18 protein-coding genes and 1 riboswitch are annotated in these 19,516 nt (G+C 52.1%); of the genes, 5 read left to right on the top strand and 13 right to left on the bottom strand.

From position 1 onward, the window contains the following. Position 1: 1 nt before the first annotated feature. Positions 2-985: a cell wall-active antibiotics response protein LiaF gene (gene liaF, locus D7Z26_RS11370; protein ID WP_120976947.1), complete on the bottom strand. Its 984-nt coding sequence runs from the start codon at positions 983-985 to the stop codon at positions 2-4. A 248-nt stretch (positions 986-1,233) separates the two neighbouring features. Here liaF and D7Z26_RS11365 point away from each other — a divergent pair, with 248 nt between their 5' ends. Next, on the top strand, positions 1,234-2,511 hold the full coding sequence (locus D7Z26_RS11365; RefSeq protein ID WP_120976945.1) for an ammonium transporter: 1,278 nt from the start codon (positions 1,234-1,236) through the stop codon (positions 2,509-2,511). Between the two features lie 55 nt (positions 2,512-2,566). On the opposite strand, the gene D7Z26_RS11360 is transcribed toward D7Z26_RS11365, so the two are convergent. From D7Z26_RS11360 to D7Z26_RS11340, 6 genes are all read right to left on the bottom strand, one after another. Beyond that, on the bottom strand, positions 2,567-2,926 hold the full coding sequence (locus D7Z26_RS11360) for a hypothetical protein (RefSeq protein WP_233566810.1): 360 nt from the start codon (positions 2,924-2,926) through the stop codon (positions 2,567-2,569). A 25-nt stretch (positions 2,927-2,951) separates the two neighbouring features. Further along, entirely contained in the window at positions 2,952-4,397 is a 1,446-nt protein-coding gene (locus tag D7Z26_RS11355; RefSeq protein WP_120976943.1) for a methyl-accepting chemotaxis protein, read from the bottom strand. Between the two features lie 153 nt (positions 4,398-4,550). After that, positions 4,551-4,679, bottom strand: a complete 129-nt coding sequence (locus tag D7Z26_RS27925; RefSeq protein ID WP_267900996.1) for a hypothetical protein — start codon at positions 4,677-4,679, stop codon at positions 4,551-4,553. Positions 4,680-4,724: 45 nt separating this feature from the next. Then, on the bottom strand, positions 4,725-5,246 hold the full coding sequence (locus D7Z26_RS11350; RefSeq protein ID WP_120976941.1) for an RNA polymerase sigma factor: 522 nt from the start codon (positions 5,244-5,246) through the stop codon (positions 4,725-4,727). Positions 5,247-5,432: 186 nt separating this feature from the next. Then, entirely contained in the window at positions 5,433-7,373 is a 1,941-nt protein-coding gene (gene thrS, locus D7Z26_RS11345) for a threonine--tRNA ligase (protein ID WP_120976940.1), read from the bottom strand. Between the two features lie 372 nt (positions 7,374-7,745). After that, positions 7,746-8,621: a putative sporulation protein YtxC gene (locus D7Z26_RS11340; protein ID WP_233566885.1), complete on the bottom strand. Its 876-nt coding sequence runs from the start codon at positions 8,619-8,621 to the stop codon at positions 7,746-7,748. 126 nt (positions 8,622-8,747) lie between these two features. Here D7Z26_RS11340 and D7Z26_RS11335 point away from each other — a divergent pair, with 126 nt between their 5' ends. Continuing rightward, entirely contained in the window at positions 8,748-9,860 is a 1,113-nt protein-coding gene (locus tag D7Z26_RS11335; protein WP_120976936.1) for a GGDEF domain-containing protein, read from the top strand. Between the two features lie 72 nt (positions 9,861-9,932). Here the strand turns inward: D7Z26_RS11335 and mqnC are convergent, their stop codons facing one another. The 5 genes from mqnC to metA all read right to left on the bottom strand — a co-directional run bounded on the left by mqnC (position 9,933) and on the right by metA (position 15,994). Continuing rightward, the gene (gene mqnC, locus D7Z26_RS11330; RefSeq protein ID WP_120976934.1) at positions 9,933-11,069 is read right to left on the bottom strand and encodes a cyclic dehypoxanthinyl futalosine synthase; all 1,137 of its coding nucleotides are present in this window, start codon (positions 11,067-11,069) and stop codon (positions 9,933-9,935) included. Between the two features lie 81 nt (positions 11,070-11,150). Continuing rightward, positions 11,151-12,524, bottom strand: a complete 1,374-nt coding sequence (locus D7Z26_RS11325; RefSeq protein WP_120976932.1) for an EAL domain-containing protein — start codon at positions 12,522-12,524, stop codon at positions 11,151-11,153. Positions 12,525-12,650: 126 nt separating this feature from the next. Continuing rightward, positions 12,651-13,838, bottom strand: a complete 1,188-nt coding sequence (locus D7Z26_RS11320) for a MalY/PatB family protein (RefSeq protein WP_120976930.1) — start codon at positions 13,836-13,838, stop codon at positions 12,651-12,653. A gap of 23 nt (positions 13,839-13,861) precedes the next feature. After that, entirely contained in the window at positions 13,862-15,028 is a 1,167-nt protein-coding gene (locus D7Z26_RS11315) for a PLP-dependent transferase (protein ID WP_120976928.1), read from the bottom strand. A gap of 33 nt (positions 15,029-15,061) precedes the next feature. Further along, complete coding sequence (gene metA / locus D7Z26_RS11310) at positions 15,062-15,994, bottom strand: homoserine O-acetyltransferase MetA (protein ID WP_120976926.1); 933 nt, start codon at positions 15,992-15,994, stop codon at positions 15,062-15,064. Between the two features lie 87 nt (positions 15,995-16,081). Next, positions 16,082-16,194, bottom strand: a riboswitch (SAM riboswitch). Between the two features lie 379 nt (positions 16,195-16,573). On the opposite strand from metA, the gene corA reads away from it, so the two are divergent. Then, positions 16,574-17,509, top strand: coding sequence for a magnesium/cobalt transporter CorA (gene corA / locus D7Z26_RS11305; protein WP_120976924.1), 936 nt, complete (start codon positions 16,574-16,576; stop codon positions 17,507-17,509). Between the two features lie 106 nt (positions 17,510-17,615). On the opposite strand, the gene D7Z26_RS11300 is transcribed toward corA, so the two are convergent. Then, complete coding sequence (locus D7Z26_RS11300; RefSeq protein ID WP_120976923.1) at positions 17,616-18,614, bottom strand: HRDC domain-containing protein; 999 nt, start codon at positions 18,612-18,614, stop codon at positions 17,616-17,618. Positions 18,615-18,836: 222 nt separating this feature from the next. Here D7Z26_RS11300 and D7Z26_RS11290 point away from each other — a divergent pair, with 222 nt between their 5' ends. Beyond that, positions 18,837-19,133: an SAV0927 family protein gene (locus tag D7Z26_RS11290; protein ID WP_199731694.1), complete on the top strand. Its 297-nt coding sequence runs from the start codon at positions 18,837-18,839 to the stop codon at positions 19,131-19,133. Between the two features lie 43 nt (positions 19,134-19,176). After that, on the top strand, positions 19,177-19,467 hold the full coding sequence (locus tag D7Z26_RS11285) for a hypothetical protein (RefSeq protein WP_233566807.1): 291 nt from the start codon (positions 19,177-19,179) through the stop codon (positions 19,465-19,467). Positions 19,468-19,516 lie beyond the last annotated feature (49 nt).

The raw sequence follows: 19,516 nt of genomic DNA, 5'->3' as shown, positions 1-19,516 counted from the left end.
GTTAACCTACCTTCGTAACGCGTACGTCGCCGATTAAACTACTAACGACGAGCACCACGCGTTTATCGGAGTCCGCATAGCCGGGAGTCGAGACGGACATTTGGTTGAACAATCCTCCCCGCTTCTCTTCGAGTACCTTCACGTCACCGATCAAGCAACTGGAGATGACCCGGATCCCTATGCCGATATCGTTCGGGACATACACCTTCACGTCGCCGATAAACGAAGAGATATTGATCTTGGTCTCGCCGAACGGGATCTGGGCTTTCGTTAGATCCAACGTCGTATCTCCGATAAAATGCGATATGTTCATCGGGCGCAATTCCCAGTAATCGCTGCCGAAGTGCGCGTCCCCGATGAAACGGCTGTGATTGTCGCGATCTGAATGGTTCCAATCGCGATCGTTCCACCAACCGTGCCGATCATGATGACGATCATGGCCTTCATTCGATTTTCTATCGACGAAATCGGAATTGTTCGGCTGCTGCGAAAATGTTTTGTCTAAAGAAATTTTCGGTTGCTTAGGACGCTCGAATTCATCCCATTCCGGCGGCGCGGGAGGGGGTCCGGATGGCGATGGCGGCACCGGAGGGACGATCGGGTTCCATCTCTCCCTATTCCTTTCGCGGCGTCTCCGCCTGCCGGAACGACCGTTACCGCGTAAAATAAAACAAATACCGAAGATAATAATCGCAACGGGCGCTATCATCCGCACGACATCGGAGAGATCCTTATGGAACCACATCAGGTTTCGTCCGAGGAAATAGAAGCCTGCCGCTATCGTAATGCCGTTCCAACAAACCCCTCCCTTATGTTGGAGCAACAATCCTTGCAAGCCTACGACGATCAATATGATCGGCCAGTACGTCGAGAAGATTTCCCCGATGCTCAAATCCGTAATTCCCAATTGGTTGCACAAATAAATAACGCCGACCGCCACGATAAGGGTTCCCCATAACATGCGGTGTACGATCGATGAATGCATGGCCTTTTCCTCCAATGATTGCTAACGTCTTATCCTGTTACCAGTATAACGAAACCGTCGCCAGGGACAACAGCGGCGGGGGACGTAACTTCGCATCGGTCTCCAGACCGAGGCGCATTGATTCTCCATACGAATACATGTCAATTATTATTACATTATCCGTTGACTTAGGTAACTCCCCACTATATAATGAGTTCGAATTTATTCGACGCATGTGAGATATTGACGAGAGATTAGGTGATAAAAGGATGGATATCGAGCAATTATCACGTGGCACGGATACGATCTGGGTTGTCCTTACCGCTGCGATGATCCTGCTGATGGAAGGCGGATTCGCCCTTCTGGAAGCCGGATTCGTCCGCCAGAAAAACGCCGTCAGCATCATAATGAAAGTATTCGTCGACATCGCGTTCGGAGCGCTCGTGTTCTACGCCATCGGATTCGCTTTCATGTACGGAAAAGACGAAGCCAGCTTAATTGGCCTAAGCGGATTTTTTATGGGAGGAGACCTGACACATCTTTCCTTGAATATTTCCCACGATACGTATTGGCTGTTCCAGTGCGCGTTCGTAATCGCGGTTATCTCTATCGTTTCCGGCGCAGTTGCGGAACGTATCCATTTTCGAGCTTATATCTTATATACGATTTTCATGACCGGGTTGATCTATCCGATCTCGGGCCACTGGATATGGTCGTCCAACGGATGGCTGGCCAAGCTCGGAATGATCGACTTTGCCGGATCGGCAGCCATTCATGCGCTAGGCGGCTTCGCAGCTCTTGCCGCGGCTTTATTCATCGGTCCCCGAATCGGCAGATTCGGTCCGGACGGGAAAATCAATATCGTCCCTCCATCCAATCTCCCGCTCGCGTCCGTCGGCGCCTTCATCCTTTGGTTCGGCTGGTTCGGCTTCAATTCGGGCAGCACGCTTAGCGCAACCAACGACAATATCGGCCACATTGCCGTAACGACTATGCTGGCCTCCGCGGCCGGTTGCGCGACATGTATTCTGTTCACGATGTTCCGTTACCGGAAAGCGGACCCTCCGATGGTCATCAACGGTGCATTGGCGGGGCTTGTCGGTATCACCGCGGGCTGCGCCTTCGTCTCCGATGCCGCGGCGATCCTGATCGGCTCGGTTTCCGGAATCGCCATGGTACTCGCTAGCGAATGGCTGGAGAATCGCGGTGTCGACGCCCCCGTCGGAGCCTTCGCCGTACACGGGATTAGCGGAAGCATCGGTACGATCGCGGTCGGGTTGTTCGCTATGCCTGGTACTTCCGCTTACTCCGGACTCCTCTACGGGGGCGGCTGGCATTTGCTCGGCGTCCAAGCTCTCGGACTACTCGTCGTTGCCGTATGGGGCTTCATCTTGACCTGGCTCGTTCTTAAGCTCATCCGGAAGTTTCAGCCCGTGCGCGTTTCGCGGGACGAAGAGCTGGTCGGATTGGATATCGGCATTCATGGCGTTCCCGCCTACAGCCAAGAACACGATTTCCTCGATATCGAGAAGCTTAGAAACAGTTAAATCCGCAATTGCAAATAGCAGCCGCAAGGGCTGCTTTTTTATATTTTCTATTCGGTTATCCATCGAGGTGATCTGGAATCTCGGCCGGGACGGAACCGCTAAACATCGCTTGATAATTAGACACTTCAAGGCGAAGCGTTCTCGCCTTCTCTAACGGTCTCTTTACGTAATGAATATATTCAAGAGCAAGATGATGGTCCGGTTTCTTGCCCGATAACATCCGGCGAAACGCGGACATGGAACGATAAGCTTGCTCCTCGAGACTTCTACGTCGTTCGTACCGCTCTACCATTTGTTCGATTTCCGCGATTTCCTGTTCTCGCTTAGCGATGAGCGCCGCCAACAAGGAGTGGATTTCCGCGGTTTTTCGCCGGGAAACCGCCTCCCCCGGGAGCGAAGGCACTGCCTCTGTCATCCCCGATCACCTGCCTGGAATTTAATCATGCTACCGTAATGTCTATTCCGACGACCCCGTATGCCGAACCATCTCCGCGTTTCAGAGGCATGGATACCGTCAAGCAAGGTTTCTTCGTAATTGCGGATATATACACTTCCGAGACAAACGTCTCTCCGTCCATCGCGTGCTTCCACCACTCGCGCCCCCTGGCGTTAAGCAAGCCGGCGGCCGGCTCCGAATATACGAAGGAACCGTCGCTCCGATTGGACCAGACCGCTTCCATTCCTTTCGTACGATCGAGCCAGCTTCCAAGGAGTTTACGATGAGTCTCTTCCGTCATTCCGGCAAGCTCGGGATCGGCTATTATAGCGCGCAACAGATCGATCCATCTCGTCGTATCTGCCGCTACCGACCCCATCCACAACCTGCCGCCCGCGGTTTGGACCGCTTCGACAAGCTCGTCGGAAGATTCTTTCAGTTGCTTGGATACCCGTCCTAGATTGCCGATCTCCGCACGTTGCCGCTTATTCTGCTCTAGCGTGTTATCCACGCTGCCGATCGTCAATCCCACGGATTCGACGACTTCTTCCAGCATTCCGTTCGCGGCCGTCGTCCGTTCCGTTTGCTCGATCGCGAATTCCAAAGTTTTACTTACATGCTGATCTACTTGGAGAAAAGAGTTGAAGATCACGTCCATCTTTTCGCGGGTTTTATTCATTTCCGCAAGTCCCAGAGAAACGGATTTTTTCTCCTGATCGACCGAACCGACCACTTGGCGAATACCTTCGCCGATATTTTGTACGATACCGGTAGAACGTTTGACGGCTTGCCCGCTCTGTTCCGCGAGCTTCCGGATTTCTTGGGCTACGATCGAGAACCCTCGACCGTGCTCCCCCGCATGAGCCGCCTCGATTGCCGCGTTTAACGCCAACAAAGACGTCTGGGTTACGATTTCTTGAATGAAAGCGTTGATTTCCGTAATCTTTGAAGCCTGGGCAATCAGCTCGTTGACGCGTTCTTCCATCGCTCCGTGATTTTTGGAAAGGTCGTTCATCACTTCGTCCGTATGGTTGAGGGATCGGCATACTTCAACGACGACGTCTCTCGTAACCCGGCTTTGCGAGCTGAGCTCTTCCGTTGCGCCTCGAATTTCCTGCGAAGCCGCGGACACTTCTTGAAGCGCGGAGAAAGCTTCCTCCAACCGGTACATTGCCGTCTTGCTGTTGTTCCGAAGATGCTCCTCTTGTTCCGAAGAACGATTGGCGATCGAGTTCAGTTGCCCCATACTCGATTCCACTTCCGACACGGCGGCTTGAAGTCGGTCAGAGATAACGACGGCCTCTTCGATCAAGTGACGAAGCGCATCGGGTTTCCCCGCATCCTGAGAATTCCCTTTCGACGATGGGCCTTCCGATTGAATCGGACGAGCAATCCGAAGCTTGCGAATTTGTTCCCCATTTTTCTTAAGCCAATGCTGCCATTGCGCCATCTCTCACCACTCCAACCCCATCATTTGTCGAGTTGCGTTAGTTTTCCTAACATTATAACTCGCAAATATGCAAAAAGAAAGAGACCCTTGGGGTCCCTCTCTAAAAAACGCGATTTTTAGTTAACTTTCTTCCCACAACTCATCCAGTCAACATTAACGATTGGATTGATTGTTACTTTTCTGGGCGGCTTTATTCGCCGCGCCGGAGCTTCCGTTTTCGGAAGCGAATTCCGTCTGGAAGGCGTTATTGTTTCCCGATTTTTGTTTTTTGTTTTTACCCACTGTTTTCCTCACCTCCACCCCTAGGATGGACAGAGAGGAATTCGATTATGTATATCTGTTGTCGTCTTCGAATCGAGTTTTAATTTTTGCTTTGCTGCGGTGAATCCGGGCTTTTACGGTGCCGACGGGCAATTGCAGCACGGTCGCGATTTCGGCATCCTTCAACCCGTAATAGAACTTATACAGAAGCAGCGTACGCGTTACAGGATCCAACTGCCCTAACAGATCGGACAGTTCCATCATCGATTCCGGGTCATAATCCGATCTCGTGCTGGCAATCTCTACTCCCGGATGATCGTCGATTCTTTCGTGGCGCCTTGCCCGATTCGCGTTCGAGGCTAGGTTGGATGCGATGGCTTTGGCCCAAGGAATCAGCTTCTCTTTGTGACGTAGCGTGGATTTCTTCTCCAGGATCCGTACCCAAGCTTCCTGTACCACATCGACCGCATCGTTCTTATGCCATAGCTTATGGCGAACGACTTTAAGCATTTGGGAATACAGTTCGCCTAACACTTCATCTTCTGACCAGAACGCTTCCGGAATATTAGAATCACGGAGGAAATTCATGTATCCAGCCACTCCTAAAAGGATGCATATTTGAAGTATTTATATTCTATCATAAACGCAATAAAAAGAGAATATTTACCATTTAATAGTAAATATCCGACATGTAATTATTAGAAGAGCTCATAAACAAAGCGCCCATAAGCAGTTAATGTTTATGGGCGCTTTTATAATAATATGCAATTATTTTTAATCGATGCGTTTGGATGTAATTTCGCCTGTAATTCGTTCCACGAATTGTTCGACCGATTGCGCTCCGAGATCCCCTTCGCCACGGCGGCGAACGGATACGGTGCCGTTAAGGGATTCGTTTTCTCCGATAACGAGCATATACGGTACTTTCTCTAACTGGGCTTCGCGAATTTTATATCCCAGCTTTTCATTGCGCAAGTCGGATTCGACGCGAACTCCGGCGCGTTGCAGTTTCTCTTGGACTTCTTTTACGTAAGGCTCGTAGACCGGATTGACCGGGATCAGCTTCGCCTGCACCGGCGATAACCAGAGAGGAAGCGCGCCCGCGAAGTTCTCCAGCAAGAACGCGGTCATGCGCTCCATCGTGCTGATGATGCCGCGGTGGATGACGACCGGGCGATGCTTTTTCCCGTCGTCGCCGACATACTCCAACTGGAAGCGCTCAGGCAATAGGACGTCGATCTGCGCGGTGGACAAAGTCTCTTCTTTGCCGAGAGCGGTTTTGATCTGCACGTCGAGCTTCGGTCCATAGAATGCGGCTTCGCCTTCCGCTTCGAAGAACGGCAAGTCCAGCTCTTCTGCGACTTCGCGCAGCATCCGCTGCGTCGTCTCCCACATTTCGTCGTCCGGCCAGTACTTTTCCGTGTCCTTCGGATCGCGGTAAGAGAGGCGGAAACGATATTCCTTGATACCGAAGTCTTCGTACACTTGGCGAATCAAGTTCACGACGCGGGTGAATTCTTCTTTGATCTGATCCAGACGGCAGAAAATGTGGGCGTCGTTCAACGTCATGGCCCGTACGCGATGCAAGCCCGTCAAGGCTCCCGACATCTCGTAGCGATGCATCGTTCCGAGCTCCGCCACGCGTACCGGAAGATCGCGATAGCTGCGCATCTCGCTCTTGTACACCATCATATGGTGAGGGCAGTTCATTGGACGCAGTACCAGTTCTTCGTTATCCAGCACCATCTTAGGGAACATGTCTTCCTGATAGTGCTCCCAGTGGCCCGATGTCTTATACAAGTCTACGTTCGCGAGCACCGGAGTATAGACGTGCGTATAGCCCAATTTTTCTTCCAGATCGACGATATAGCGCTCCAACGTTTGACGAACCTTCGCGCCGTAGGGAAGCCAGATCGGCAAGCCCTGACCGACTTCGCGGGAGAACGTAAACATTTTGAGCTCGCGGCCCAATTTGCGGTGATCCCGTTTCTTCGCTTCTTCGAGGAAATGCAGATGCTCGTCGAGCTCCGCTTTTTTGGCGAACGCCGTGCCGTAGATTCTCTGCAGCATCTTGTTCTTGCTGTCTCCGCGCCAGTAAGCGCCGGCAACGCTAAGCAGCTTAAACGACTTGATGCGGCCGGTCGAGGGCAGATGCGGGCCGCGGCAAAGGTCGAAAAATTCGCCTTGGTCGTAGATCGTGATCGCCGCGTCTTCCGGCAAATTGTTGATTAACTCGATTTTGTAAGGATCTGCGATTTCCTCGAAAATGCGCAAAGCCTCCTCGCGACTCACTTCGCGTCTGGAGATCGTTAAGTTTTCCTTGACGATTTTGTCCATTTCCTTCTCGATCAGAACGAGATCTTCCGAAGATATCGGTTGCTCCATATCGATATCGTAATAGAAACCGTCTTCGATGACGGGTCCGATTCCGAGCTTAACCTTATCTCCGCCGTAGATGCGTTTAATCGCTTGAGCCAACAAATGCGCGGTGCTGTGACGCATAACTTCGAGCCCGTCGGCGTTATCCAACGTAATGATTTCCAAGGCTACTTCGCCCGATAATGGCGTATTCAAGTCCACCACTTTACCGTCTACTTTGCCTGCGACCGCGACCTTCTTCAAGCCGGGGCTAATCGAGAACGCGACGTCTTCGACCGACACGCCGGCATCGTACGAGCGAACCGCGCCATCCGGCAATTTTACTTGAACAGACATTCCGAATACCTCCTAATCGTATTTTGGGAAACAAAAAAACACCTCGTCCCGAAAGGGACGGGTGCTCTGTGCGGCCCGTGGTTCCACCCTCCATTAACCGATACAGCGTACTCGGTCCTCTGGCATGAGATATCGGTCATGATCCGGCTAGGAATACTAACGCGAAGTATCTAAACTTCGCGAATTCATCCCGGCTGCTCGAAAGGGGTCAATGCAAGTCGGTTGCGGAAGGAACTTTCAGCCTAGGTTCCTCTCTCTGGTCCGTCCATCTCCGGCATCGTTGGCTTTCTCAACGCTTGGGGTTTGTGGATTGATATCGATCATTATATCGAGCTTAAGCGGGTGCAGTCAAGTGGCACCGAAATATCTTATCTAATGAGCGGGCAAGCCGGGATACACCGCCGCGCGGTCCCCGAATATACCCATGATCGTTCGGATTACCTGGGATTCCGGCTCGGGCGTGTGGATATAGAGCTGTCGTGGAGAAGCCGCCAACAGTCGGCTTACGACCCTGCTTTCTTCCTCCTGTTCTTCTTCGCCAAAGCTTTCCATTGCGTCGCTTTTATCGTCGGAAGCGTCTTGCTCGAGCGGACGCATCTCTTCGTCCAACAACCGGAAGGCATGACCGCCGCCATGGAGCACATGCACGGTCGAAGTTTTCGCCTCCTGCCATTCCACCATCGTTTTCAAGAGCGACATGAACTCCTGGTATTGCTTCTCCATCAGTCTTTCCTCGATCGCCGTTTCCGCCGCCTCTTGCACTTCGGCACGGTACTCGGATAAGCGGAATCGAAGGAAGCCATCCAGGTGAATTCGCTCATTATCCTCCAGATAATGGGAGAACCGAATTGCGAGCTTCTGAAGTCGGCGTTCCCTGCCCCGTCCCATCCAGTTCTCCCCGATTTCAGGCTCCCCGTCGAGCAAGGAGACGGCTTCTCCGATGAGAGCATCGGTTTCCACCTCGTCCTTAAGGCCGAACCGCGAACGGAACATGCCGCGAAGCAACGAAGGCTCTTGATCGGATAGCGTATATTCCGCAAGCACGCGACCCACCCTGTCGCAATAGCTTTTTTTGTCTTGTGGTCCGGGTCCCAAAGGAAATTGGCAGCGTATCATTCCGTCTTCCTGACATAACTCCCACTGCACGCTGTCCACGGGATTTTCCGTTCCTACGAGCGTTCGGTTGAGCATGCCTGCAAGACGTTCCAGCGAAGGGTAATCATTCCCGTGTTTCACGACGAATTCCACCTTCTTCAACTCCTCACCTCCAACCTCCGAGCTTGATACTTACTATATGGTGACCCAAAAAAGGATATACGATGGCTTATTGGATATGGTATATTTTATGAAGTTTGATTGTGAAAGGAAGTCCTTATGCCTTTGCCCTCGCTCGAAATTAATCAAGCCCGTTGGAATCGCCTGCTCCTTAAGAGCTACTGGGCCGTCCTGATCATCTCCGTCCTATTGGAATGCTCGTTCTTACTCGTCACGCAACTCCCTGCGGGAGAGTTCATCCCCTCCTATATCGTAAGGCCGACGGCGATCATGGCTTTCATCGTCGTGCTCGCGGAAATCGGAGTCCGTTATTTGCCTAAGCACCACGACTACGTGTTGATTACTTCGGCCACGTTTCTTACGGTCACGATCACGGCCATCCATTCCTCATTGGAGTATCTCCTGTTCTTTCTTTTTTTCCCCATCATGATCAGCATTTTTTATTTCCAATATAAAAAGTTGCTCTTCGCTATTTTTAATACCGTTATCTCCTTGCTGTTCTTGCACGCTTTTAATTCCGATATCCACCAGAGAGTTTCTTATGTCGGCGTACTGACGATGGCTTCCATTCTGCTCGTCTATAGCGGGATCGCGTTCGGAGTACTGGCCCGAGGCAGAGAACTTCTGAAGCATCTTCACACTTCCTACGAATCCAACCAAGAATTGCTAGTCCGAACGATCTTGATGGACAAGCTGGCGAAGACGGATGCGCTAACCGACACCTATAACCATATGGCTTATCACGAATTTACCGATCATCTCGTCGTACAAGCGGACAATGACCGAATTTCCCTTTACTTGGCCGTCATGGATATCGATAATTTCAAAAAGGTAAACGACACTTACGGCCATAAAGCCGGAGACGAAGTATTGCGCAGCGTCGCCTCGATCGCCCGGTCCAAGGCCGGCATTAACGACATCGTCGCCCGATACGGAGGGGAAGAATTCGTCCTGTTATTCACGGAGAAGAGCTTTCAAGACGCGTTCGACCTTGCCGAGGAAATCCGGCAAGCCATCGCCGCGACAAGTCATGAAGCGATCCATGGGCTTAACGTAACGGTTAGCATCGGACTGAACGCCTATTCGCCAGGCATGGGCAAAGAAGTTTTGTTCCAAGGTGCCGACGCGGCCCTGTACGATGCGAAGCATTCCGGAAAGAACCGCACCGCACTGGCCGCAAGCGTGTACAACAATTCGAATTTCAAGGCTTAGTACGATAAAAAGCAAAGGAACTGCCGAATCGGCGGTTCCTTTGCTTTTTAGGTATCGAAGGTTATGGGGTAATTAGTTCTGCATGACGAAATCGTGAGCTACCGTATCGTTCTCATGATAAACCTTAAGGGTGCGGTATTTCGTATCCCGTTGCGCGGGAATTTTGCCTGCTTCGCGGATGATCTGCAACGTAGAGCTAATATTTACCTTGTGCGTCGTTCCCGCGGCGGAGACGACGTTCTCCTCGATCATCGTGCTGCCGAAATCGTTGCATCCGTAAGATAACGATAGCTTGCCGATCTCCGGCCCCATCGTAACCCATGAAGATTGGAAGTTAGAAATGTTGTCGAGCGCGATACGGCTTATCGCCAGCGTCTTCAAGTATTCCTCCGGCGTTGCTTTAACGCGCTTCATGTTCGTATTCTCCGGCTGGAACGTCCATGGAATAAATGCCAAGAAGCCGGTGGAAGGATAGCCGTTGCCGATGCACTCGTCTTGCGCTTCGCGAACGCGGAGCAAATGCAAAGCTCGCTCTTCCATCGATTCGCCGAAACCGATAACCATTGTCGCCGTCGTATTCATGCCGATCTTATGGGCGGTCGTCATGACGTCCATCCAGTCGCGCCAAGTGCCCTTGAGACGGCTGATCTTCTGGCGCGTCCGATCGTCGAGAATCTCCGCTCCTCCGCCGGGAAGCGAATCCAATCCGGCTTCGTGAAGCTGACGCACGACATCCTCCAGAGGAATATTGCCGGCAACGACCTGCATCTTGCGAATTTCCGCGGGCGAGAACGAATGCATCGTTATCTGCGGGAATCGCACCTTGATCGCGCGCAGCAAATCCAAATAATAGCTAAAGGGCAAGTCCGGATTCGTGCCACCCTGCATAAGAATTTCGGTTCCTCCGACATCGATCGTCTCCTGGATTTTCTGGAAGATCAGATCGTCGGAGAGCACGTAGCCTTCCTTGGAACCCGGCGCTCGATAGAACGCGCAGAAGCGGCAATACACGTCGCATATATTCGTGTAATTGACGTTACGGCCGACGACGAACGTCGTAATCGGTTCGGGATGTTTACGTTGCATCAGCAAGTTCGCCGTATGTCCCATCTTCTCTATTTCATCGCTCTCGAACAACGCAACAATATCTTCCATTTGGAGTCTGTTGCCTTGCAGAGCACCCTCTAATATCCGGTCCACTTGATTCATATCGGACCCTCCTTCGTACATGACTTAAGTCCTTGTCTTCCGATTGTTCCATCGTAACACAAAAACACCGCGGTAGTCACCTTAAGAGGCGACTAACCCGCGGCGATGCTGGATTCTGACTTTCGTTTCCTGGAACATCTCTCTTTCGTGCTCGTGAAGCAGAACGTTCGGCCGTGCGAAATAGAATCCTTGCCCCATGTCCACGTCTAGCTTGAACAGCATGTCCGCTTCTTCTTCGCGTTCTACGCCCTCGGCCACGATCTCGCAATTCATCTCGCGCGCGGCCGTTACGATCGCCCGAAGCAACGATTCCTTAACCGCGAACCTGTCCACGTGCTGTATGAAGGCCCGGTCGATCTTGATCAGCTCCGGAACGAGCTCCCCGATCCACTGCAGGCTTGAATATCCCGATCCCGCATCGTCGACGGCAAACCGGAAACCGTGCTTCCGATAGGTGCGCAAGATTTCGATCATCGCGTTCATGTTCGTAATCTGATGGCGCTCCGTTATCTCGAAATAGACTTGTTGCGGGCTTAGCGGCGGATGCCTCTCCAGACATTGCAGCACGTGCGTCAAGAACAACGGATGCGTCAGCGTAACGGCCGTCACGTTCAGGAACACGGGTTCCCTGATCTTACGGGAGGCGATTTCTTCCAATGCGCGCTTGACGACGAGAAATTCAAGTCGGCTTAGCAGCCGCGTCTGGGCAGCGAACTGGAATAACTCGTCCGGCGAATGCAACGCCGTTCCTTCGGGTCCGCGAGTCAATATCTCCCATCCGTAGACGTCGCCGCTCGTTAGGTTCATGATCGGCTGCGCCAGGACGTTGATGGAGCCCTTCTCTAGCAGATGCTCCATTTGTCCGCGCAGGGCTTCCATCTTAGGCGTGATGACGCCTGTCGCTATCGCCAATGCCGCTTGGTAGCTTTCCTCCAGCACGCGTTCGGCGGTAAGCTCTTTGCATGCGTATCCGACCGGAACGGAAGCGGAAACGATCTTGAGGCAGTGTCTCCACTCCGGAAGACTGCCTGCCAATCCGATCTCGAGATCGTTGCGTATCCGGTCTACTTGCTGTTTCAACACCGGCGGAACGAAAGATCCGCGATCCTTCGCTTCCAAATTTTCCGTTATGAGAATAAAATCCATTTTTTCGAACTGATCGATTGCGATAACTTGCGGATCGCCGATGACTTTCGTCGCCGAGTAGCGCAAATGTCTGCGGCAGCTTTCCTGCAAGCGTAATTTCGCATCCTCCGGCACCTCTTCATGCAGAGGGGAGAAATCCAAGCGAAATACGGTTAAATAACATTCCGCGTTTTGTTTCAACTTTCTATTTAGCAAGGAAACGACGGGACGGCGTAATGTGAAATCCGGGGGGAAATATTTCAAGGAGCGATCCGGGAGCAATAACTTGAAGGTAAGTAATAACCGATCGGTCAGCGTTCGGATATTCACGATCCATCCTCCTTGTGTAGACTATGGCTAGATTGCCATTATTGTAGCATGTTTTTAGGGCTTGTAATAGATAAATATACCAAAAAACCGCAAGAATTCTGAATATTCTCGCGGTTTTTTGATTATTTATTCAATTTGTGTCGAAGATACCGCATCGGAAAATTTCCCCAATGCTTCCAGCAATAACGAACGAGGACATGCGATGTTCACCCGCAAATATCCTTCGCCTTGTTTACCGAATACGGAACCTTCGCTAAAAGCGACACCGGCGACTTCGAACATCAAACGTTTCAACTCTTGCGGCTTCGTCGAGATCGCCGTGCAATCCATCCAGACGAGGTATGTACCTTCCGGTTTGATGACTTTAACCTGAGGAAGACGTTGACCGACCAATTCAAGCAACGCGTTCAAATTGCCTTCCAGATAGACGAGCAATTGTTCAAGCCATTCCTCGCCGTGCGTATAGCTGCTCTCGACCGCCGTAAGACCGAAGTAGCTTTCCATATGGATGGACAGCGTCTTAAGCAACGCATTGTATTTCCTGCGGATCTCCTCGTTCGGAATAATCACGTTAGCTGCTTGCAGGCCGGCAAGATTAAACGTTTTGCTTGGCGCGATGCAGGTTACGGAATGTTGTGCGAACTTCTCCGACAAAGAAGCGTAAGGAGTATGCTTATGTCCGCCGAACACGAGATCGTGATGGATCTCGTCCGCTACGACGAACACGTTGTAGGTCTCGCAGATTTGTCCGATTCGTTCAAGCTCCTCCCGCTTCCAGACGCGTCCGCCGGGATTGTGAGGAGAACAAAGAAGCATCAGCTTGGCTCCGGCTTTCGCTTGTTGTTCCAACAACTCGTAATCCACCCGATATTGGCCGTCCTCAAGGATCAGCGCATTGTCGACGACGTTACGTCCGTTCATCTTAATAACGTCGTAGAACGGGTAATACACTGGAGATTGAAGGATGACGCCGTCTCCCGGTTCCGTTAATACTTGTACCAGCAAGCTTAATGCGGGAACGACGCCGGGACTCGAAGTGATCCAATCTTGCTCGATTTTCCATCCGTGACGTTTGGAGAGCCAGCCGATTATCGCATCGTAGTAACCTTGATTGCGTACGGTATAACCGTAGATTCCCTGCTCGGCTCGGGCAACGATCGCTTCCACGACTTCCTTGGGCGGTTCGAAATCCATGTCCGCCACCCAGAGCGGCAAAATATCCGGGCGACCGAACAGCTTCTCGGATTGGTCCCATTTATAGGAAGCCGTGCCGGTCCGGGGCATTCTTTTGTCGAAATCATATTGAGTTGACATAACGCGTACCTCCTGCTGTTCGATTAGCCGTTAATTTCGCGTTCGGCGGCTTCGATCGCTTGCCCAAGATCGTTCTTGATATCGTCGACATGCTCGATTCCTACGGAGAAGCGAAGTAGACGATCGTCGACTCCTACCGCTTGGCGAATCTCCACGGGAATATCGGCGTGAGTCTGAATGGCCGGGTACGTCATGAGCGACTCCGCTCCGCCAAGACTCTCCGCGAAAGCAATAAGCCGAATATGGCGAAGGATCGGCTCGATCGTCCGGGCATCCTTCATCTTAAAGGAAAAAATGCCCGTATTGCCCGAAGATTGCGCCTTCTGGGTATCATGCCCCGGATGATGAGGCAATGCGGGATAGTACACTTCTTCGACGGACGGATGGGTTTTTAACCACGTCGCGAGCTCCGTCGCGTTATATTGATGACGCTCCATGCGAAGCGCCAATGTTTTCATGCCTCTCATGAGCAGCCAAGAATCCTGCGGACCGAGTACCGCTCCGATCGAGTTGTGAAGAAACGCGATATCGGCGGAAAGCTTCTCGCCTTTGGTAACGATCAACCCGGCAAGCACGTCGTTATGGCCGCCCAAGTATTTGGTCGCGCTGTGGACGACGATGTCCGCTCCTAGCTCCAACGGGCGCTGAAAGAACGGCGTAAGGAGCGTATTGTCGACAATCGTCAGCAATGCGTTATGCTTAGCCCAGCCCGCTACCTTCGCGATATCCGTTACCATCATAAGCGGATTCGTAGGCGTTTCGATCAGAATCGCTTTCGTGTTCGGCTTACGGTGCGACTCCAACGCATCCAAGTCGTTCGTGTCCACGTAAGAAGCGGTTACGCCGAACCTAGTCATGATTTTCTCCAACAAACGGTAAGTGCCGCCGTACAAATCCAGCGATACGAGCAAGTGATCGCCTTGGCTGAACAATGCGAACACGACTTGCAGAGCCGCCATTCCGGAACTGCAAGCGAAGCCCGCGTCCCCGCTCTCCAGGTCCGCGGCTGCCGCTTCCAGAACGGAGCGTGTAGGGCTCTTGGTCCGCGCGTAATCGAATCCCGTGCTCTGGCCTAGCCGTGGATGACGGAATGCCGTCGCTTGATAGACGGGGAAGCTGACCGCCCCGGTTTCCGGATCGTTCTGCGATCCGATTTGCGCTAATCGACTCTCGATATTCAAATGTTCCATGATTCCTCCCAAATTAACGGCTTCGCCGAAGTGCTAGCGCAACTTGATTTTATTCGCTTTGCCGAGCTCGAACGGCGTTTCTTGATAAACAAAATAGTTCAACCAATTAGAGAACAACAGGTTGGCATGCGCCCTCCAAGTCGATACCGGTAATTTCGAAGGATCGTTGTCCGGGTAATAATTTTTGGGAATGTCGATCCGAAGACCCTTCGCCTTGTCGCGATCGTACTCCCACTTCAAGGATTGCGGATCGTATTCGGAATGTCCCGTGACGAAAATCTGCTTGCCATCCGAGGATGCCGCGATGTATACGCCGGCTTCCTCGGACTCCGACAGAATCTCCAGGCCGGCCGCATTCTCGACATCCTCTCTCAGCACTCCCGTATGACGGGACTGCGGGACGGAGAACTGCTCGTCGAACCCGCGCAGCAGCTTCGTGTTCGGCTTCGTTACGGTGTGCGGGAACACTCCGAACATCTTCTCCTCGAGCGGATATTTCGGCACGCCGAAGTGATGATACAAGCCGGCTTGCGCGCCCCAACAGATGTGGAACGTCGAAGTAACGTTGCTTACCGTCCAATCCATAATTTCTTGCAATTCTTCCCAGTAAGTGACTTCCTCGAACGGAAGATGCTCTACGGGAGCGCCCGTTATGATGAAGCCGTCGTACTGTTCGTCCTTGATCTCGTCGAACGTTTTATAGAAGCTTTCCAGGTGTTCCGCGGAAGTATTCTTCGAGATGTGCGTCTTCGGGTGCAGCAGCACCGCTTCCAGCTGCAGCGGGGTGTTCCCGATCAGTCGAAGTAGCTGGGTTTCCGTCGTTTCTTTGGTCGGCATCAAATTCAGTATCGCTATTCGCAAGGGGCGTATATCCTGATGGTAAGCGACGCTTTCATCCATCACGAAAATATTTTCCTCCGCGAGCACTTCCTTGGCCGGTAAATGGTCTGGTACTTTGATCGGCATGTTCTTTCCTCCTCTTAGAGTGCGAATTAAGCAAAATAAAAACGACCCAAAATGAGATAGGGTCGTGTCGAAATCGTACGCGCGCCCCTCTCATCTGTCAGAAACGATACGTTTCCGCAAGATTTAGCACCGTGCGCATAAAATCTACGTCGGTTGCCGGGCTTCATAGGGCTAGTCCCTCCGCCTGCTCTTGATAAGATGGCAATACCTATTCGGTTGTGGGTAAAACTATCTTTAATGTACCCGAAAAACGGGGGGGAGTCAAGATGTGACATGCCCGTATTGGCGAACCTTTTACCGCTTCGGTTATCGCTTATTTTCTCCTTGAAAGGTACCGAGGTGAGGATTATACTTAACACGTCAATGACGACTGTATATTTAAGTCGCGATTCGAACATAAAGGGGGGAACCGGACATGGAAGGCGATAATCCCAGGCCCATGGAGCAAAAAATGATTAACGCAGGACTCACTCCCGCAACGGGGACGATTACCTTGTCCGGCTTCCTCGGCTAAGTTTTCTCTTACTGGCGGACTGCGTCCTGCATGAACCTTAACGGACATGCAAAGGAGCAACTCCCATGAAAATCAGATTGGTTAATAACGGCGTATTTACGCCGATCGACAATGTCGAAGAAACGCTTATTCCGCCGAAAGACGGCTTCTATTGGATCGATGCCGACTTGGAGGACCTTGCCGTACTCCAACCCCTGTTCGGACTTCACGATCTCGCCGTCGAGGATTGCTTGACGGAAGAAGAGCAACGTCCTAAGCTCGAGATTTACGAGAACCAATATTTCCTCGTCATTAACAGCATCCGTTTCGACGATGAAGAAATTTTCTTGCGCGCCTTGAACTTATTCCTTGGCCGTCATTATTTAATTACCGTTACCCGGCAGAAAATCAACGAGCTTCGTAGCGTCAAGCCTATTCTTTGGGAGCAGGAAGTCGATTCTGCCGACCGTTTCCTATACCACCTCGTCGACATCGTCGTCGATAACTACCTCACGGTCGGAGATCGGATAGAGGCGAGAATCGAAAGCCTCGAAGAAGACATCCTCATGCATACCAAGAAGTCCCATCTTACGGAGATCATCGGTCTTCGAAGCGAAATCCTATGGTTGAAGAAGGTGCTCGGACCGCAACGCGAGCTTATCGCCACGTTGAACAAGAAGGACCTTCGTCTCATCGACAATCAATTGCAGAAATACTTCGGAGACATCTACGAGAACGCGGTTAAAATTTACGAGACGTTCGAAACTTACCGCGATCTGATGGGGAACTTACGAGAAGCCTACCAGTCGAGCCTTGCCAACCGGGCGAACGAAATCATGCGCGTGTTCACGGCGCTCACGACCATATTCATGCCTTTGACGTTCATAACGGGAATATATGGAATGAACTTCGACTTTATTCCCGGCATGCACTACCATATGGGTTCTGTCGTTCTCCTGACCCTCATGGCCGTCATCGGCTGCGGAATGTTCTACTTCTTCCGCAAGAAGGATTGGTTATGAACGCTGGCGCGGACCGGCGTAGCCCTATCCTGCCGCATCCAAGGGACTGACCTCGGGAATCCGAGGTCGGTCCTCTTTAGTTGGCGTTCCCTTTCGCGTACTTTGATTACATCGCCGCTCGATTCGTACGGCGGTAACGGATCCGCGCCATCCGAAGCTTCTCGTATTGCTTCTCCGTTTCTTCTTCGTTCGTTACCGTCTCGCCGTACACCTTTCGTAACAGCGGCTTCAGGTAACGGTCCCCGAGTTGTCCGATCGCAGTCTCGATTTGCGAGGCTTCTTCCGCATCCAACCCGACCAGTTCCTTCTCGACGATAGGAAGCACGTCGTATCCTTCCTCGTCCAGCCGCTCGATTCTTTCCACCAGCTTACGGCGGGGGCAGCTCAATTCCCGTTCCAGCTCCTCAAGCGTACGACCGTCGCGAATGCCTTGAAGCAAAGATCTCTTCTCCTTGACGACGGACAGCGCTTTGCCGTATTTCTCCTCCTTCACCTGGAACAACCATGAAGATAATTGATCTTCGCCGACCGCGCCGGGCACCCACGAATCCAACGGATAAACGTGGTTTCTTGGCAACTCCTTCAACAACGCAATGATCTCGTTTCCGTATCGTTCAACCTTTACTTTGCCGAAGCCAGGAATTTGCTCCAGCTCTTCGAGATTCTGCGGCAGGAATACGGCCAACATTTGCAGTTCGCGATTCGTCGCCACGATATAAGCCGACTTCTTCTCCTCTTGCGCCTTAGCTCTTCTCCACGTTCTTAACGCGGAGACAATCTCCTCGGCATCGCACGAATCCGCATAGCATTGCAACACTTGAATAAGCGGCGCGCGTTTCTCCCAGAACGGAGTTTCCTCCAGCATGCCGTCCAGAAGAGGTCTAAAGCCTTCCTTCATCTTGACCGCGACGCCGTGACGGAACGCGGCGAGCAGCTCTTCCCAGCTCATGCCTTCGTACCACAGTTGTTCCACCGATGAGGATTCGTGCCCGATTAACCGCCAGCCCGCGCTCCAAATCCCTTGCAGCTCCCCGATAAACACGTGCGCCCTTTCCTCCGTTTGTCCCGTTACCCGTTCGAACTGATTCAAAAATACGACCTGCATGATGAATCCTCCCTTAGCCGCCCTGCGCGGCGAATCGTTGGTCGTTCAAGATGCATACCCGGCCGAAAACGCAGAAAAGCACCTCCCGCCGATGGCGATGAGGTGCTTCCTCTATCGTGCAAACATGAACAAGTTAACCTTATCAAAATTTTCCAGGTTAGGCAAGACCCTTTCGATCCTTTATAATGGGGGAAGCAACCACGTCAAGGAGGACTTATACCGATGAGCATGAAGGATTTCGACTTCTTGTCGGACTCGACCGAACAGACGACGACCCGCTTCGTCACGTTCGTCACCCCGGGCTTGAAGAGATTCGATCTTGCGATCCTATCGACCAACCGATTCTACGGCAAGAAGCTCGTTACGGACATGATGTTCGGGCGCAGCGCCGTGCTCGGTCCGGACGATCTCGAAGAAGAAGGCGTTCTGGAATCCGTCTTCAAAATAAACGAAGAAGAAGCCGCCGAATTGGCGGAATTTCTCACGCTCGTACTCGGGGCCGTGAATTTCACCGACTAAACGACGGCCGGGACGGACATTCTATTGGAAATTACCCATCCGATTGGAGGTTTCCACCCTGTTCCCGTTTCGCTCGGAGAAAAAACAACGGACTAACGACCTGGCGACGGTCGAGTCCAGACGCAACGATCTCCTCGCCGAGGAATTTCCCGAAGGTCCCTACGGAGCGCCGATATTGACGGAAACCTTAGGCAAAAACACGCCATGGCGTGAAGACCAGCGGCCCCCTAACCCGTTCAGCTTCGAGAATCGCGAGCTGCACGCGGGCATGGACCGGGGGTATCCGGGAGATCACGATACCCATAGCGAAGGCGACGGAACCGATTTGTCTTAGTCGGTCCCGTTTAACGCAGGCAGCCCCCGATCCGGACATTCCGGAATCG

The organism is Cohnella endophytica (assembly GCF_003628305.1).
In the GTDB taxonomy this organism is placed as follows: domain Bacteria; phylum Bacillota; class Bacilli; order Paenibacillales; family Paenibacillaceae; genus Cohnella; species Cohnella endophytica.
This window is presented reverse-complemented; position numbering and strand designations above follow the sequence as displayed.

Coding starts and splice junctions, on each gene's coding strand:
- liaF (WP_120976947.1), bottom strand. CDS start 985: ATGCATTCATCGATCGTACACCGCATGTTATGGGGAACCCTTATCGTG.
- D7Z26_RS11365 (WP_120976945.1), top strand. CDS start 1,234: ATGGATATCGAGCAATTATCACGTGGCACGGATACGATCTGGGTTGTC.
- D7Z26_RS11360 (WP_233566810.1), bottom strand. CDS start 2,926: ATGACAGAGGCAGTGCCTTCGCTCCCGGGGGAGGCGGTTTCCCGGCGA.
- D7Z26_RS11355 (WP_120976943.1), bottom strand. CDS start 4,397: ATGGCGCAATGGCAGCATTGGCTTAAGAAAAATGGGGAACAAATTCGC.
- D7Z26_RS11350 (WP_120976941.1), bottom strand. CDS start 5,246: ATGAATTTCCTCCGTGATTCTAATATTCCGGAAGCGTTCTGGTCAGAA.
- thrS (WP_120976940.1), bottom strand. CDS start 7,373: ATGTCTGTTCAAGTAAAATTGCCGGATGGCGCGGTTCGCTCGTACGAT.
- D7Z26_RS11335 (WP_120976936.1), top strand. CDS start 8,748: ATGCCTTTGCCCTCGCTCGAAATTAATCAAGCCCGTTGGAATCGCCTG.
- mqnC (WP_120976934.1), bottom strand. CDS start 11,069: ATGAATCAAGTGGACCGGATATTAGAGGGTGCTCTGCAAGGCAACAGA.
- D7Z26_RS11320 (WP_120976930.1), bottom strand. CDS start 13,838: ATGTCAACTCAATATGATTTCGACAAAAGAATGCCCCGGACCGGCACG.
- D7Z26_RS11315 (WP_120976928.1), bottom strand. CDS start 15,028: ATGGAACATTTGAATATCGAGAGTCGATTAGCGCAAATCGGATCGCAG.
- metA (WP_120976926.1), bottom strand. CDS start 15,994: ATGCCGATCAAAGTACCAGACCATTTACCGGCCAAGGAAGTGCTCGCG.
- corA (WP_120976924.1), top strand. CDS start 16,574: ATGAAAATCAGATTGGTTAATAACGGCGTATTTACGCCGATCGACAAT.
- D7Z26_RS11300 (WP_120976923.1), bottom strand. CDS start 18,614: ATGCAGGTCGTATTTTTGAATCAGTTCGAACGGGTAACGGGACAAACG.
- D7Z26_RS11290 (WP_199731694.1), top strand. CDS start 18,837: ATGAGCATGAAGGATTTCGACTTCTTGTCGGACTCGACCGAACAGACG.